At 60.0% G+C, this 15,689-nt stretch carries 16 protein-coding genes; 15 read left to right on the top strand and 1 reads right to left on the bottom strand.

The window, feature by feature from the left end; all coding sequences use genetic code 11:
* Positions 1-112 precede the first annotated feature (112 nt).
* From citD to ACEVJL_RS03975, 8 genes are all read left to right on the top strand, one after another.
* Positions 113-415 (top strand): citrate lyase acyl carrier protein, encoded by a 303-nt coding sequence (citD, locus tag ACEVJL_RS04010; RefSeq protein WP_235395858.1) that lies wholly within the window; start codon positions 113-115, stop codon positions 413-415.
* On the top strand, positions 412-1,326 hold the full coding sequence (locus tag ACEVJL_RS04005) for an aldolase/citrate lyase family protein (protein WP_374736937.1): 915 nt from the start codon (positions 412-414) through the stop codon (positions 1,324-1,326). Before citD ends, ACEVJL_RS04005 begins: the two co-directional genes overlap by 4 nt.
* Entirely contained in the window at positions 1,323-2,891 is a 1,569-nt protein-coding gene (gene citF, locus ACEVJL_RS04000) for a citrate lyase subunit alpha (RefSeq protein ID WP_374736936.1), read from the top strand. Before ACEVJL_RS04005 ends, citF begins: the two co-directional genes overlap by 4 nt.
* 64 nt (positions 2,892-2,955) lie before the next feature.
* On the top strand, positions 2,956-3,996 hold the full coding sequence (gene citC, locus ACEVJL_RS03995; RefSeq protein WP_374736935.1) for a [citrate (pro-3S)-lyase] ligase: 1,041 nt from the start codon (positions 2,956-2,958) through the stop codon (positions 3,994-3,996).
* 14 nt (positions 3,997-4,010) lie between these two features.
* Positions 4,011-5,366: a triphosphoribosyl-dephospho-CoA synthase CitG gene (gene citG / locus ACEVJL_RS03990; protein ID WP_374736934.1), complete on the top strand. Its 1,356-nt coding sequence runs from the start codon at positions 4,011-4,013 to the stop codon at positions 5,364-5,366.
* Between the two features lie 23 nt (positions 5,367-5,389).
* Entirely contained in the window at positions 5,390-5,722 is a 333-nt protein-coding gene (locus ACEVJL_RS03985) for a chromate transporter (protein ID WP_374736933.1), read from the top strand.
* A gap of 8 nt (positions 5,723-5,730) precedes the next feature.
* Positions 5,731-5,952, top strand: coding sequence for a hypothetical protein (locus ACEVJL_RS03980; protein ID WP_374736932.1), 222 nt, complete (start codon positions 5,731-5,733; stop codon positions 5,950-5,952).
* Positions 5,949-6,485 (top strand): chromate transporter, encoded by a 537-nt coding sequence (locus ACEVJL_RS03975; RefSeq protein ID WP_374736931.1) that lies wholly within the window; start codon positions 5,949-5,951, stop codon positions 6,483-6,485. The genes ACEVJL_RS03980 and ACEVJL_RS03975 overlap by 4 nt, the downstream gene beginning before the upstream one ends.
* Positions 6,486-6,519: 34 nt before the next feature.
* Here ACEVJL_RS03975 and glgB read toward each other — a convergent pair whose 3' ends face one another.
* Positions 6,520-8,307, bottom strand: a complete 1,788-nt coding sequence (gene glgB, locus ACEVJL_RS03970; protein WP_374736930.1) for a 1,4-alpha-glucan branching protein GlgB — start codon at positions 8,305-8,307, stop codon at positions 6,520-6,522.
* Between the two features lie 139 nt (positions 8,308-8,446).
* Here glgB and ACEVJL_RS03965 point away from each other — a divergent pair, with 139 nt between their 5' ends.
* The 7 genes from ACEVJL_RS03965 (at position 8,447) to ACEVJL_RS03935 (ending at position 15,680) form a co-directional block, all read left to right on the top strand.
* Positions 8,447-9,001, top strand: a complete 555-nt coding sequence (locus ACEVJL_RS03965; RefSeq protein ID WP_325207371.1) for a TetR/AcrR family transcriptional regulator — start codon at positions 8,447-8,449, stop codon at positions 8,999-9,001.
* Positions 9,002-9,283: 282 nt separating this feature from the next.
* Positions 9,284-9,703 (top strand): DUF3887 domain-containing protein, encoded by a 420-nt coding sequence (locus ACEVJL_RS03960; RefSeq protein ID WP_374736929.1) that lies wholly within the window; start codon positions 9,284-9,286, stop codon positions 9,701-9,703.
* Positions 9,704-9,726: 23 nt separating this feature from the next.
* Positions 9,727-12,399 (top strand): alanine--tRNA ligase, encoded by a 2,673-nt coding sequence (gene alaS / locus ACEVJL_RS03955; RefSeq protein ID WP_374736928.1) that lies wholly within the window; start codon positions 9,727-9,729, stop codon positions 12,397-12,399.
* Positions 12,400-12,519: 120 nt separating this feature from the next.
* On the top strand, positions 12,520-13,014 hold the full coding sequence (locus tag ACEVJL_RS03950) for an RNA polymerase sigma factor (protein WP_302667984.1): 495 nt from the start codon (positions 12,520-12,522) through the stop codon (positions 13,012-13,014).
* On the top strand, positions 13,001-14,023 hold the full coding sequence (locus tag ACEVJL_RS03945) for a hypothetical protein (RefSeq protein WP_374736926.1): 1,023 nt from the start codon (positions 13,001-13,003) through the stop codon (positions 14,021-14,023). The genes ACEVJL_RS03950 and ACEVJL_RS03945 overlap by 14 nt, the downstream gene beginning before the upstream one ends.
* Positions 14,024-14,182: 159 nt before the next feature.
* Positions 14,183-14,677 (top strand): RNA polymerase sigma factor, encoded by a 495-nt coding sequence (locus ACEVJL_RS03940; RefSeq protein ID WP_374736925.1) that lies wholly within the window; start codon positions 14,183-14,185, stop codon positions 14,675-14,677.
* Positions 14,664-15,680, top strand: a complete 1,017-nt coding sequence (locus ACEVJL_RS03935; RefSeq protein ID WP_302667982.1) for a hypothetical protein — start codon at positions 14,664-14,666, stop codon at positions 15,678-15,680. The genes ACEVJL_RS03940 and ACEVJL_RS03935 overlap by 14 nt, the downstream gene beginning before the upstream one ends.
* Positions 15,681-15,689: the final 9 nt, after the last annotated feature.

Raw genomic sequence — 15,689 nt, 5'->3', positions numbered from 1 at the left:
AAAAACATAGTATAAATCCTATGGATACTATATTATAAATTGTATTTGACCTATAATATTGGGCATGTTACCCTATAATTAGCAAAGAAAATCTCTTGAAGGAGGACATGTCATGGAAATTTTGAAGCCGGCTATGGCCGGTACCCTGGAGTCCAGCGATGCCCAGGTCACCGTGGAGCCCGGTACTGACGGAATCCAGCTGACGCTGTCCAGCAGCGTGATGAATCAGTACGGCCGCCAGATCAAGGCCACCGTGCTGGAGACCCTGGAGCGTCTGGGCGTGGAGAACGCCCAGGTCACTGTGGTGGATAAGGGCGCTCTGGACTGCACCCTGAAGGCCCGGGTGGAGTGCGCGGTGTTCCGCAGCTGCGGCCAGTCTCAGGCCAATATTCCCTGGGGAGGTGCGGTGCAATGATTCCTCGTCCCAGACCCGAGCGGTTCCGCCTGCGCCGGACCATGATGTTTATGAACGCCCAGAAGCCTGGACTCATTAAAGACGCCTACATCTACGGCTGTGACTCTATTATGCTGGACCTGGAGGACGCGGTGGCCGAGAACCAGAAGGACGCTGCCCGTTTCTCTCTGTACCACGCCCTGAAGACTATCGACTATGGCGACACCGAGGTTATCGTCCGCATCAACGGCCTGGATACCCCCCACTGGCAGGAGGATATCCGGGTGTGTGTGGCCGGCGGAGCCGACGGCATCCGCATCGCCAAGTGTGAGAGCGCCCAGGATGTGAAGACCGTGGAGGCCGCGGTGGAGGCCGCCGAGGAGGAGTTCGGGGTCGAGAAGGGCCGCACCCTGCTCATGGCCGCTCTGGAGAGCCCCAAGGGTATTCTGAACGCCTATGAGATCTGCGCCGCCTCTGACCGTATGTTCGGCGTGGCCATCTCTGGCGGCGACTTCCGCAAGTGCATGCAGACTACTCCCCAGCCCGACGGCGTGGACATGCTCTTCGCCCGGGGCCAGATGCTGCTGGCCGCCCGTGCCGCCGGCATCCAGTGCTTTGACACCGTATTTACCAACCTGGACGACCAGGCAGGCTTTGAGGCCGAGGTCCTGCAGAACAAGGCCATGGGCTTTGACGGCAAGAGCCTCATCAACCCCAAGCAGATCCGCTTTGTCCACCAGGTTTTCGCCCCCACCGAGAAGGAGATCATCCAGGCCGAGAAGATCGTCCGTGCCTACCGGGAGCAGTCCGCTGCCGGTGTAGGCGTGTTTACCGTGGATGGCAAGATGATCGACATCGCCTTTATCCCCGGCGCCGAGCGCACCCTGCGTCTGGCCCGGGCCTGTGGATTGTATGAGGGGGATCTGGTATGATTAACAAAGTAGGACGGGACATTCCCGACGCTCTGCTCACCAATGGCCGTGAGGTGTACCAGGGCAAGAACTATATGGACGGCAAGTACATCCAGAAGGCCTCTCCCCGCACCCGCCGGTGCGAGAAGCCGGTGGACACCAAGGTGGTGGACTCCCTGGTGGAGGCCCTCAAGCAGTGCGGCGCCAAGGATGGCATGACCTTCTCCTTCCACCACCACCTGCGGGACGGCGACTATGTGGTCAACCAGGTGATGGCTGCCGCCATCGAGGAGCTGGGCCTCAAGGACCTGACCATCGCCGCCACCAGCCTGGGCTCTGCCCACGATCCCATTGCCGATTACATTGAGGAGGGCAAGGTCATCGGCATCCAGACCTCCGGCATCCGTGGCCGTATGGGCGAGGTGGTCTCCGCCGGCAAGCTGAAGACCCCCGCCATTATCCGCAGCCACGGCGGCCGTCCCCGTGCCATTGAGGCCGGCGAGGTCCACATCGACATCGCCTTCGTTGCTGCTCCCACCAGTGACCCCATGGGCAACTGCCGGGGCATCGGCGGCAAGAGCAACTGCGGTTCCATGGGCTACGCCATGTCCGACGCCAAGTACGCCGACCATGTGGTGGTGGTCACCGACTGCCTGGTGGACTTCCCCAATATGCCCGCCAGCGTGGAGGCCATTGACGTGGACGCTGTGGTGGTGGTAGACTCCATTGGTAATCCCAAGAAGATCGCCTCTGCCGCTGCCCGCATCTCCCAGAACCCCCGGGACCTGATGATGGCGGAGAACGTGGCCAAGGTCATCGCCTCCACCCCCTACTTCAAGGAGGGCTTCTCCTTCCAGACCGGCGTAGGCGGCCCCTCTCTGGCGGCCAACCTGTTTTTGGAGCAGTACATGGACGAGCGGGGCATCAAGATGGGCTGGGCCATCGGCGGTATCTGCGGCCCCATGGTGGAGCTGCTGAAGAAGGGCAAGGTGGGCAAGGTCATCGACGTGCAGGACTTCGACCTGGACGCGGTGAACTCCATCAACCAGACCCCCAATCACTTTGAGATGAGCGCCTCCCAGTACGCCAACCCTGCCAACAAGGGCGCCTTCGTCAACAGCCTGGACTTTGTAGTGCTGGCCGCCCTGGAGATCGATACCGGCTTTAACGTCAACGTGCTCACTGGCTCGGACGGCGTGCTTCGCGGTGCCCCCGGCGGACATCCCGATACCGCCGCCGGCAGCAAGTGCTGCATCATCGTTACCCCCCTGGTCCGCGGCCGCATGGCTACCGTCTGTGAGCACGTGGTCACCGTCACCACCCCCGGGGACTGTGTGGACGTGCTGGTCACCGACTACGGCATCGCCGTCAATCCCCTGCGTCCCGACCTCATCGAGTGCCTGGACCAGGCGGGCATCCCCCACGTGACCATCGAGGAACTGAAGGACAAGGCCTACTCCCTGGTGGGCCGCCCCGACGATCTGGAGTGGGAGGACAAGGTGGTTGCCATTCTGGAGGCCCGGGATGGTACCATCCTGGACGTGGTGCGCAAGATCAAGCCCTACGACCCCAACAAAGCGGAATAAACCAAACGAACGACCGACACGGGGGCTGTTTCAGTCCCCGTGTTTTTTAAAAGGAGGAGACCCCATGGCCTATACCCTCAGTGAGATCCGCCCCGACGATAAGCGCGGACAAACAAAACTCCGCGCCCTGCTGGATGGGGAGGGGATCACCCTGGATGGCAATCTGGACTACACCTGCGGCCTGTTTGACGAGGACTACCAGCTGGTGGCTACCGGCAGCACCTTTGGGTGCACCCTGCGCTGCTTTGCGGTAGACCACCGCCACCAGGGGGAGGGCCTTCTCAACCAGGTGGTCTCCCATCTGATGGAGCGCCAGACGGAGCGGGGAATTCTCCGCCAGTTTGTCTACACCAAGTGCAAAAGCGCCAAGTTTTTTCAGGACTTGGGCTTTTATGAGATCGCCCGGGTGGAGGGAACTCTCTCCTTCCTGGAGAACCGGCGGGGCGGGTTTTCCTCCTTCTGCAAAAAGCTGGAGCAGGACCGCCGTCCCGGCAAGTCGGGGGCTATCGTCATGAACGCTAACCCCTTCACCCTGGGCCACTTGAGCCTGGTGGAGAGGGCGGCCAAGGAGTGCGACACGGTACACCTCTTCGTCCTCAGCGAGGAGGCAAGCCTGGTGCCCTTCGATGTGCGCTGGAAGCTGGTGACGGAGGGAGTGGCCCATTTGAACAATGTCATCTGCCACCCCAGCGGTCCCTATATGATCAGTTCAGCCACCTTCCCCAGTTACTTTTTGAAAGACGAGCAGGCGGTGATCACCGGCCATGCTAAGCTGGACCTCACGCTGTTTGGCTCCATTGCCCAAGCTCTTGGGGTGCGCGTGCGCTACGTAGGGGAAGAACCCCGCAGCCTGGTCACCGGCCTTTATAACCAGATTATGGCACAGGAGCTGCCCCAAATGGGCATCCAGTGCGTGGAGGTGCCCCGCACCCAGGCAGACGGACAGGTCATCAGCGCCAGCGCGGTGCGCCAGGCTATCCACGACGGCCGTATGGAGGAAATTCAAAATCAGCTGCCCCAGACCACCTGGGACTTTTTCCACTCCCCTCAGGCTCAGCCCGTCATCAACGCCATCCGCGGCAGCGCGGAAGTCGTCCACTACTAAAAGGAGGTCCCCCAATGGAACATGCCGTCACCCTCATGGAGATGCTGGGTGCTCGGGAGGCCCGGGCCATGCGCCAGCAGCAGCTGTTGGAGGAATATCAGCTTCCTGTTATCTCCTTTTGCCTGAACATTGCCGGGCCGGTGAAAAACTCCCCGGTCCTCCGCCGGGCCTTCCGGGAGGGGCTGGAGCGTCTGGCATGCGCCCTGCTGGCTCAGCGGCTGGAGGTTGTCCATCGGGAAGAGGTGGACCAGCCTACCGGATGTGAGGCCCTGTGGGTGGTGCGGGGAGACGGCCGGGCGGTGAAGGAACTGTGCGTGGAGCTGGAGGACCGGGACGCCCTGGGCCGCCTCTTTGACCTGGATGTTCTGGACCCGGTGAGCGGCAAGTGGGACCGTACCCAGCTGGGACAGCCGCCCCGGAAGTGCCTGGTGTGCGGCAAGGAGGGCAAAGGGTGTGCCTCCCGCCGCCTCCATACCGTGGAGGAGCTGCAAGGAGCCACCCAGGTCATCCTGGAGGACTATTTCGGCAAAAAAGACCAGCAGGCCCTGGGTGCTCTGGCGGCCAAGGCGCTGCTCTATGAGGTGTGCACCACCCCAAAGCCCGGTCTGGTGGACCGAAAGAATAATGGCAGCCACCGGGATATGGATGTGTTTACCTTCCTGGACAGCACCGCCGCCCTGCTGCCCTACTTGGAAGAGGCAGTGAGACTGGGGATGGAAACAAGAAATCTTCCGCCCCAGGAGACCTTCCGCCGCCTGCGCCAGGCGGGTGCGGCGGGAGAACGGGCCATGTTCCGGGCCACCGGGGGCGTGAACACCCACAAGGGAGCGGTGTTTACCCTGGGAACCGTGTGCGCCGCCGCCGGACGGCTGTGGACCGCGGAGGGGTTCTCCAAGGATTTGGATGCTGCCCTGGCCCTGTGCGGAGAGATGAGTGCTCAGGCAGTGCAGGAGGATTTTGAGGCCATCCGCCGGGAGGGAGCCCACACCACAGGTCAGCGGATCTACCTGGAGCATGGCCTGGAGGGAATCCGGGGCGAGCTGTCCCGGGGATTGCCCGCCGTGGCACAGATCGGGCTGCCCACCCTGCGCCGTCGCCTGGAGGCAGGAGACAGCCTGGAGCAGGCGGGAGTCCAGGTGCTCCTGGCGCTGATGGCTCAGGTGGTGGATACCAACCTCATTGCCCGGGGCGGCCTGGAGGGTCAGCAATGGGCGATGGAACAGGCTAAAAATCTGACGCAGGACAGAGCGGTTTCGCAGGAGAAGGCAGAGAAGCTGGACCGGGCGCTGATCGAGCGCAATCTGTCTCCCGGCGGCTGCGCCGATCTGCTGGCCATTACCTACTTTTTGGAGTTTTTAAGCCGCATGTGACCGCGTGGAGAGAGGTGGGTATCATGAAGCGGTGGAAGATGCTGACAGGACTGCTGCGGGACTTTATGAAGTTTGGCCTGTTTACCTTTGGCGGAGGGTGGAGCATCGTGGCCCAGATGCAAAAGCGCTATGTGGAGCAGCTGGGCCTGCTGACCCAGGAGGAACTGCTGGACCTGACCAGTGTCGGGCGCAGTCTGCCCGGCACCATGATCGGCAACGTAGCCATGCTGTTTGGCTACCGGATGGCCGGATTTTGGGGTGGTGTGGCCTGTGTGGTGGGTATGGTGACGCCTCCTATGGCGGTGCTGACGGTAATTACCTTGTTTTATTCCGCAGTGCCCATAACCCCTGGGTGATGGCGGCCATGATGGGAGTGCGGTGCGCTGTGGTGCCCATCATTGCCAGCGCCCTGGTGGGGATGGTGAAGGGAGCGTTCCGCTGGCCGCCCTGCGCTGTGGTGACGGCGGTGAGTTTCTGCCTATACCTGTTTCTGAATGTCAACTGCGTGTGGCTGGTGGTCATCGGTGCGGTGTGCGGACTGATCCTCAGCAAGTACATGGAGGGGAAGGGGGAAGAAACGCCGTGATCCTTCTTCAGCTTCTCTGGAGTTTTACCAAAATTGGCTTTACCAGCTTCGGCGGCCTGTCCATGATTCCCCTCATCTCCAGTGAAATGCAGGTCCACCAGTGGATGACAGCGGAGGAAGTGTCCGACATCGTGGCCATTGCTGAGATGACCCCAGGGCCGCTGGGCCTCAACTGTGCCACCTTTGCCGGAATGCGCACCGCCGGTTTGCCCGGCGCCATCGCCGCCAATCTGGGGGTGCTGATGCCCACCTTGACCGTGTGTGCTCTGGCCGCCCTGTTTTTCCATCGCTTCCGCAATAGTCCTGTGATGCGCCGGGTGATGGTGGGGGTGCGCCCCGCCTGTGTGGGTATGGTGGCGGGAGTGATGGTATCCCTGAGCGGGACCAACTATATGGAAAACAGCGTCCTAAACCTGCCCAGCGTAGGGATTGGTGTGCTGGCGCTGGTGCTGCTGCTGAAATTCAAAGTGAGCATCCCAAAGGTGATCGGCCTGTGCGCCTTGTTGGGCCTGATCTGCTTTGGAATATTTTAAAAAAGCCGGTGCGCGTCTGCGCACCGGCTTTTGCTTATTGGAGCTGATAGAGCCGCCCGGAGAAGGGGGGCAGAGTCAGGGTCACCTGGCCGTCCGTCACAGGAATGTAGTTCTGGGGCTGCTGCGTGCCGCCGCCGAAGGGGGCGCTGTCACTGTCCAACAGCAGGGTGAGTTCCTGGGCATGGGGAATCTTCAGCTGGTAATTCTCCTGGCACTGGTCGGAGAAGTTGAACACCGCCGCCAGCCGCTCGCTGCCGCTGCGGCGCTCCAGGGCGTAGAGGCAACGTCCCTCCTGGTGGCAGTCCAGCCAGACAAAGCCGTCTCCCTGGTAGTCCTCCGCCCACAGGGCGGGGTGCTCCAGATACAGGCGGTTGAGGGCCTGGAAGAAGTGGTAGAACCCGTCGTGGATGGGGTAGCGCAGCACATCCCAGTCCTGCTCCCGGCTCTCGTCCCACTCCCGCAGCTGGCCAAACTCGCTGCCCATAAAGTTGAGCTTTTTTCCCGGATGGAGGAACATGTAGAGATACAGTGCCCGGGCCTGGGGGAACTTCTTCTCGTAGTCCCCGTTCATCTTCTGCAAAATGGTGGCCTTGCCGTGGACCACCTCATCGTGGGAGAAGGGGAGCAGATAGCGCTCGTTGTAGAAGTACTGCATGGAGAAGGTGAGCTGGTGGTATTTCTGGGAGCGCTCCCACGGGTCGGACTGAAAGTAGGAGAGGGTGTCGTGCATCCAGCCCATATCCCACTTGTAATCAAAGCCTAGGCCTCCCTGGTCTGCCGGGCGGGTCACCCCGGGGTAGGTGGAGGAATCCTCGGCAATGAGCATCGCGGTGGGGTGGCGCTCCTTGAGCCCGCGGTTTAGTTCCCGTAAAAACTGGATGCCGCCCTGGTTGGTGCCCCGTGCCTCGTCTCCCTGCCAGTAGAGCAGGTTGCGCACCGCGTCCATGCGCAGACCGTCAAAGTGGAACTCTTCCAGCCAGTAGTGGGCGGCGGACTGGAGAAAGCTGCGCACCTCCCCACGGGAGTGCATGAAGTTGCAGCTGCCCCACTCACTGCGGCCCACATCCCAGCTGGGATATTCATAGAGAGGCGTGCCGTCATAGTTCCACAGGGCGTAGTCGTCCACCGCAAAATGGACGGGTACAAAGTCCAGAATGACCCCGATGTCCGCTTGGTGGCACCGGTCCACCAGGGTCATGAGTTGCTGGGGGGTACCGTAGCGGGAGGTTGGGCTGAAAAAGCCGGTATTCTGATAGCCCCAGGAGGCGTCGCTGGGGTGCTCGCTGAGAGGCATGAGCTCAATGTAGTTAAAGCCCGCCTCTTTCACATAGGGGATGAGCCGCTGGGCGATCTCCTCATAGTTAAACCAGCCGTTGGGATCGTCCGGGTTGGTGCGCCAGGAGCCCAGGTGGACCTCGTAGATGTTGACCGGGCGGCAGCGGCCGTCGGTGCGGCGGCGCATCCAGCTCTCATCCCGGAAGGTGTAGGAGGAGAGGTCCTGGAGAATGGAGGCATTGTGGGGACGCAGCTCCATAAAGAAGCCGTAGGGGTCACAGTGGTCCAGCCAGCTGCCGTCGGGGCGGTAGATGCGGTATTTATATTTTATCCCCGGCTTGGCCTGGGGGACGATCCGCTCCCAAAAGTTTCCGTCGTATACCTTGGCCATGGGCAGCTCTTCCCAGTTGCTGAACTCCCCAATGAGGGAGATCTTCTGAGCGCTGGGGGCAAAGGTGCGGAACACCGCACCATCCCCGGTGAGATGGGCGCCCAGGTAATGATAGGCATCAAAGGAGCGGCCGGTATAAAATCCATAAAAATCCATGGGGTCCTCCTAAAATAATAGACATGAGTCGGAAAAGTGACTATACTTATTATAACGAACCCAGAGGCCGGTTCCACCGGCGAAAATAGAAAAGAGTTGGATAAACGACACTTGACGGAAATTGTCGGGGAGGTGTCCTATGGACCTGCGTGTGGAAAAAACCAAGGGGAGCATCGTCAATGCCTTCCTCAGCCTGCGTGCAAAAAAGCCGCTGGAGAAGATCACGGTCAAGGAGCTGTGCCAGCTGGCCCGAATCAACAAATCCACCTTCTATACCCACTACTCGGATATCTTTGCCCTCTCTCATGCCCTGGAGGGGGAGGTGGTGGAGGCCATTCTGGCCGATATTCCCCACCCGGAGAGGATCTTTGACAATACTGAGGAGTTTACCCGGGATCTGTTCCGCTCCTGCAATGCCCGCTCCGCCATGATCCAGACCCTGTTTTCCGGCAGTCGGGAGGGGCGGCTCATTGAGACCTTGGAGGCGGGGCTGAAAGAACTGGCCTTTCAGCGCCGGCCGGAGTACCGCCAGGATCCAGCCAGCCATATCGTGCTCAGCTTTGTCATCTACGGAGGCTACTACGCCTACCGAAAGAACCTTGGTTACGGTCTGGAGCAAGTGGTGGAGCTGGTGGGCCGCCTGTCCCAGCAGGTGGGGGACTTTTTCCCGCCGGGCGGGGAAGCGCGGCCTTGACAAGGGCAAAAAATGTGATACAATACCTTTGTTACACGCAAAGATGGAGCAAAGCTTCGGACGATGGCCCAGAGCGAGGGGGAGCAGGTGAAAGCCCCCGGCCGGCAGCCGAGGCAGGCCACTCCGGAGCGGCCCGTGACGAGCGGGACGGCTCATCCCCGTAAGCGGATGGCTGAGATGCCCATTTTGGGATAATCAGGGTGGTACCGTGGAATTTTCCGCCCCTGGCTGTGGTCAGGGGCGGTTTTTTTGTACCGCCTGAGGAGAAAAGGAGGGAGAGGGATGAAAAAGAAGCTGTGGGCGCTGGCGGCAGCCCTGCTGGCCTGTCTGGTGGTGCTGTGTGCCTGTAAGGGCAACCCCCTGCCTCAGGGCATGGAGGAAGACAAGGTGCTGCAGCAGGGCCGCAGCGTGATGAAGCTGCTTAACCAAGGCGACTGGCAGGCGGTCTATGACCAGCTGCGCTCTGACGCCAAAGAGACCACCAGCCCGGAAAACATCGAGAGCTATATGAACTCCGCCGTGGAAAAGGCGGGTACCTTTGAAAAGGAGGAGGACAGCATGGCCACCGGTCAAAAGCTGGACTCCGGCGAAGAATACGCCACCGCCGTGTTCTACTGCAAACATTCGGAGAAAGACGTCGTCTACCGCATTGCCTTTGACACCGATATGGTGCTCATGGGCCTGGAAATCCAGACAAAGTAAGAGAAATATTGGAGGTAATACCCATGTACGATCCCAAGCCCTTTGGCTTAAACGAACTGCGCGAAATGTTCCTGTCCTTCTTTGAGACCAAGGGACATCTGCGTCTGCCCAGCTTTTCCCTGATCCCCCAGAATGACGCCAGCCTGCTGCTCATCAACTCCGGCATGGCGCCCATGAAGCCCTTCTTCACCGGCGAGCAGGAGCCTCCCCGTCACCGTGTGACCACCTGCCAGAAGTGCATCCGCACCGGCGACATTGAGAACATCGGCAAGACCGCCCGCCACGGCACCTACTTTGAGATGCTGGGCAACTTCTCCTTCGGCGACTACTTCAAGAAGGAGGCCATCCACTGGGCCTGGGAGTTCCTGACCAGCAAGGAGTGGGTGGGCCTGGACCCCGAGCGCCTCTATCCTTCCGTATTTGCCGGCAATGAGACCACTCCCGCCGACGATGAGGCCTTCCGCATCTGGAACGAGGAGATCGGCATCCCCGCCGAGCGCATCTTCAAGTTCGGCAAGGAGGATAACTTCTGGGAGCACGGCTCCGGCCCCTGCGGTCCCTGCTCCGAGATCTACTACGACCGCGGCGAGCAGTGGGGCTGCGGCAAGCCCGGCTGCACCGTGGGCTGCGACTGCGACCGTTATATCGAGGTCTGGAACGTGGTGTTCTCCCAGTTCGACAACGACGGTGAGAACCACTACACCGAGCTCAAGCAGAAGAACATCGATACCGGTATGGGCCTGGAGCGTCTGGCCTGCGTGTGCCAGGGCGTGCCCTCCCTGTTTGACGTGGATACCGTCATGAATATCACCCGCAAGGTAACCGAGATCACCGGCGCCTCCTACGGCCAGAGCCACGCCACCGACGTGTCTCTGCGCGTGATCACCGACCACATCCGCTCCGCTACCTTCATGATCTGCGACGGCGTGCTGCCCTCCAACGAGGGCCGCGGCTATGTGCTGCGCCGTCTGCTGCGCCGGGCCGCCCGCCACGGCAAACTGCTGGGTGTGAATGATCCCTTCCTGTACACCGTGTGTGACACCGTCATCCACGAGAATGAGGGCCACTACCCCGAGCTGCGGGAGCGCCAGGACTATATCACCAAGGTCATCCGCGTGGAGGAGGAGAACTTCGCCAAGACCATCGACGGCGGCCTGAAGATTTTCAATGATATGCTCTCTGAGCACAAGGCCAAGGGAGAGAGCACCTTCTCCGGCGCCGACGCCTTTAAGCTGTATGATACCTATGGCTTCCCCATCGACCTGACCCTGGAGATGGTGGAGGAGCAGGGCATGAAGCTGGATGAGGCTGAGTTCCACAAGCAGATGGACGAGCAGCGCCAGCGCGCCCGGAAGGCCCGTGAGGCTCTGGGTGACCTGGGCTGGGCCGGCGTGGAGTTCGGCAAGGATGTGCCCGAGACCGAGTTTGTGGGCTATGACCACACCGCCATTGACGACGCCAAGGTGGTGGCTCTGGTGGTGGAGAACGAGCAGGCTGAGGAAGTCATGCCTGGTGTCGAGGCCATCGTGGTGCTGGACAAGACCCCCTTCTATGCTGAGATGGGCGGCCAGGTGGCCGACCACGGCGTGATCTCCGCCGACGGCGTTATCTTCCAGGTCACCGACGTACAGAAGAACAAGGGCGGCAAGTATATGCACACCGGCAAGCTGACCCAGGGCGTGCTGAAGGTGGGCGACACCGTCTCCGCCTCCATTGATGTCAAGCGCCGCAAGGCCGTTATGCGCGCCCACTCCGCTACTCACCTGCTGGACAAGGCTCTGCGCACCGTGCTGGGCGACCACGTCCATCAGGCCGGTTCTCTGGTGGAGGAGGACCGCCTGCGCTTCGACTTCACCCACTTCTCCGCTCTGACCGCTGAGGAGCTGGCCAAGGTGTCTGCCATGGTCAACGAGGCAGTGCTGGAGGGCTACGACATCCACACTGACGTGCTGCCCATCGAAGAGGCCAAGAAGAAGGGCGCCATCGCCCTGTTTGGCGAGAAGTACGGCGATACCGTCCGCGTGGTGGACATGGGCGAGGGCTACTCCGTGGAGTTCTGCGGCGGCACTCACCTGGACAACACTGCCAAGGTGGGCGTGTTCCACATCTCCAGCGAGTTCTCCGTGGCCAGCGGCGTGCGCCGTATCGAGGCTACCACCGGCCAGGCCTCTCTGGACGTGATGAACCGCAACCAGGAAATGCTCTTCCAGGCTGCTGCTGCCCTGAAGGCCAAGCCCGGCGAGCTGCGTGAGAAGGCGGAGCAGACCATGGCTGAGGTGAAGAGCCTGCACCAGATGGTGGATAAGTTTAAGGCCAAGGAGTCCGCCGGCGAGGCCGACCGCTTCCTGTTCGGTGCCCGTCAGGTGGGCGAGCTGAAAGTGCTGACTGCCACCATCGCCGACGCCAACGCCAACAGGCTGCGCCAGATGGGCGATATGCTCCGGGACAAGGCTCCCAACGTGGTGGCGGTACTGGCCACCGTCAACGGCGAGAAGATCACCTTCCTGGCCGTGTGCGGCAAGGAAGCCGTAGCCAAGGGTATCAAGGCCGGCGAGATCATCAAGAACGTCACTGCCATCTGCGGCGGCAAGGGCGGCGGCAAGCCGGACAGCGCCATGGGCGGCGGAACTGACATTTTGAAGCTGGACGATGCTCTGGCCTCCATCGACGACTTTGTTGCCGGAAAGCTGAACTGAGCTTACTGAGCGATCAAAATAAGGGACGGTCCCCGGACCGTCCCTTTTCTTTTCCTTCTTTGCAACATTTCTTCCACCTCAATCGTGTACCAGATAGAAAGACAAAAGGAGGTGTCCGGAATGAACCGTATACGCAGCAAAGAGGAAGTGGCCGACCTCTATCGCCGCCATGGGACCATGGTGTATCAGATCTGTCTGATGCTGCTGAAAAACGTGCCGGACGCTGAGGATGCGACCCAAACCGTCTTTCGCAAGGTGATGGAGCAGGACAAGCCTTTCCGTGATCCGGAGCATGAAAAGGCGTGGTTTATCGTCACCGCCCGCAATGAGTGCCGGGACCAGCTGAAGCACTGGTGGCGCAGAAACCGGGAGAGTGAAGCCGCGCTGCAGAACATGACCTGTGAGCAGCCGGAGGATCTTGGGCTGAAAGAGCTGATCTGGAGTCTGCCGGAGCATGACCGTCTGGTGCTGTATCTCTACTACTACCAGGGCTATACCGCCCAGGAGATTGCAGAGCTGTTGGGTAAGAATCCGTCCACGGTTCGCACCTGGCTGGTTCGGGCACGGAAAAAGCTGAAATTAAGAATGGAGGCGGAAGGATATGACATCCCATGATTTGAATCGGGCGTTTGAGGCGTTTGCCCCTACGGCAGAGCAGGAACAGGCCATGCTGGACCGCCTCCTCACCGAGCAGAAGGAGGTCAGACCTGTGAATCGGATCAAAAAGATGACGGTTGTTTTGGTGGCCGCGGCGCTGATGCTGATGGCGTGCGCATTTACCGTGGTGACCGGATTGGACCAGCGGATTTTGTCGTATTTTGGCGGCGGAGAGGAGCAGGCCCAGCTGGTGTCCGGCGGCGTTGTAGAGGTGGAGAAAAGCTTCCACTATGAAAATGGATGGGCGATCCACATCCGGCAGGTGCTGGAAGACCGGTATTCTCTGGCGGTTTTGGCTGAGGTCGTTGCCCCGGAGGGGACCGTGCTGGACGGGGAGAACTACTACTTCGAGCTGGGCATGGAGGTGGACTCCCAGACGCAGGGCCAGGAGGGAGTGGCAAGTTGGGGCTACGGCCCAGTCATCCTGGAACAGGGAGATGGGCAGGACAATCGGCTCACCTTCCTGTGCACCAGAGGGTCCCAGCAGGCCGAAGGCCAGAGCCTGAATGGGCAGAGTTTGACGCTGACTCCCATGTGGCTGCAGGAGAGCGGAGGTAGAAAGCTGAGTGTGGATTTCTCCGAAGAGAAGCAGAGCTGCACCGTACAGCTGCCTGAGGAGGACAGCGGCATGACTTATGAGGTCAACGCCCCCATCCAGGTAAGCGGGGAAGAGATGACCCTGGGTGAGTTCTATCTCTCCCCCATCAGCGTGGCCTTCTCCCTGCAAGGTGAGGGGAACGATTCCCGGATGTGGGGACCGACGGAGATGAGCTGGATGGAAGAAGGGGCGGTCCTGCACATGGCAGATGGTGAAACGGTGGCCGTGGGGCGCGTAGTGTCCCAGACCTACGACCAGAACACCGGAGCGGCATACTGTGTCTTCCAGACGGAGGAGATCGTAAAGCCGGAGAATGTGGTCTCGGTTACGCTTCTGGGGCAGACCATCCATCTGGATACTAAGACCTAATGAAAGTCAACATATATCTGCAAGTGAAACAGTATCCTGTGTGGTACAATGAAACAGGGACGGCTTTCGGGCCGTCCCTGAAATATTTTTCAGGTTTCTCAACATTCTGCCCCGCTGCATTGTGTTATAAGCAGAGAGACAGGAAAGGAGGTGTCGCGGATGGGAACAATTCGTACCGGAGAGGAAGTGGCCGCCCTCTACCGGCGGCATGTGGGCATGGTCTATCAAATCTGCCTGATGCTGCTGAAAAATGTGCCTGACGCGGAGGACGCCACCCAGACGGTCTTTCAAAAAGCAATGGAGTATGACAAGCCCTTTCGTGATCCGGAGCATGAGAAGGCGTGGCTCATCGTCACCGCCCGCAATCACTGTAAAATCCAGCTCAAGCACTGGTGGCGTACCCGGCGGGCGGGGGAGAAAGCACTTCAAACACTGACCTGGGAACAGCCAGAGGACGGGGAACTGTGGGAATACATCCTATCCCTGCCTGAGAAGGAACGGATGGTTATCTATCTCTACTATTATCAGGGATATTCCACGCTGGAGATGGCGGAGATTTTGGAGAAGAACCCATCTACCGTCCGCACATGGCTGGTACAGGCCAGGTGGAAGCTGAAAGACATCTTGGAGGTGAACGAGTATGGAAAACCGTGAATTAAAGCGGGTGTTTGACCAGGTGAAGCTGTCCCCGGAGCGGCAGGAGGCCATGCTGGAGCGCCTCCTGAGCGGGGAAAGGAGCGGAAAAACCGTGAAACCGATGAAAAAGATGGTGGCAATACTGGTGGCTGCGGCGCTGCTGCTGATGGCCTGTGCGTTTACCATGGCGACGGGGTTGGACCAGAGTATCGTGGAGTATTTCAAGGGGGAGCCGGAGGACGCCAGTCTAATGTCAGCGGGGATCGTACCTGTGGAGCAGAGCCACACCTACGACAACGGCTGGACAGTGGAAATCAAGCAGGTACTTATGGACCGTAATTCCATTACCGCCCTGGTGGAACTCACAGCTCCGGAGGGGGTCGTTCCGGAGCTGGAGTACCGTATATTCGATATGGAGCCCGTTATTACCAACGCCCAGGGAGAAGAGCTTCTGCTGGGCGGCGTGCCCAGAGAAATTCCGCTGGAAGACCCGGATCCGGAGGACAATCAGGCTACCATCCTGTGGAGCTATGATGTTCTGCTGGGGGTGGAGGAAATGTGGGGCGGGAGCTTCACTCTGATCCCTCGCCAGTTCTTCTGGAGTACAAAAGAAGGACCTGTGCAGTTTTCCGATGGGTGGAGCTGTACCGGAACACTGCCCTCAGAGGATGCCGGATTGCTGTACCGGATGGATGAGCCCTTCTCCCTGGAGGGAAAAGAGCTGGGACTGAAGAGTATCTACATTTCTCCCATTCGGTTTGTGTTTACCCTGGAGGCTTGCGACCCTACCATGGACACTTTGCATGAGGAGCGGGGGAGCGTGTCTTTGACCCTGGAGGACGGAAGTATCGTTAAAATGGAGGAGGGGATCTATTCAGCGTCCGCTGATCAGACAGGGGAGACGGATGACTGCCGTATCCAGTTCCAGCCGGAGAAGCTGGTAGACCCTGAAAATGTGACCGCAGTGACGCTCTATGGTCAGACCTTCTCTCTAAATGGGCTCCAGCCTGTGACGGAGTAAAAAAATCTT

Source organism: Flintibacter porci, from assembly GCF_041925195.1.
Taxonomy (GTDB): Bacteria; Bacillota; Clostridia; order Oscillospirales; family Oscillospiraceae; genus Lawsonibacter; species Lawsonibacter porci.
This window is presented reverse-complemented; position numbering and strand designations above follow the sequence as displayed.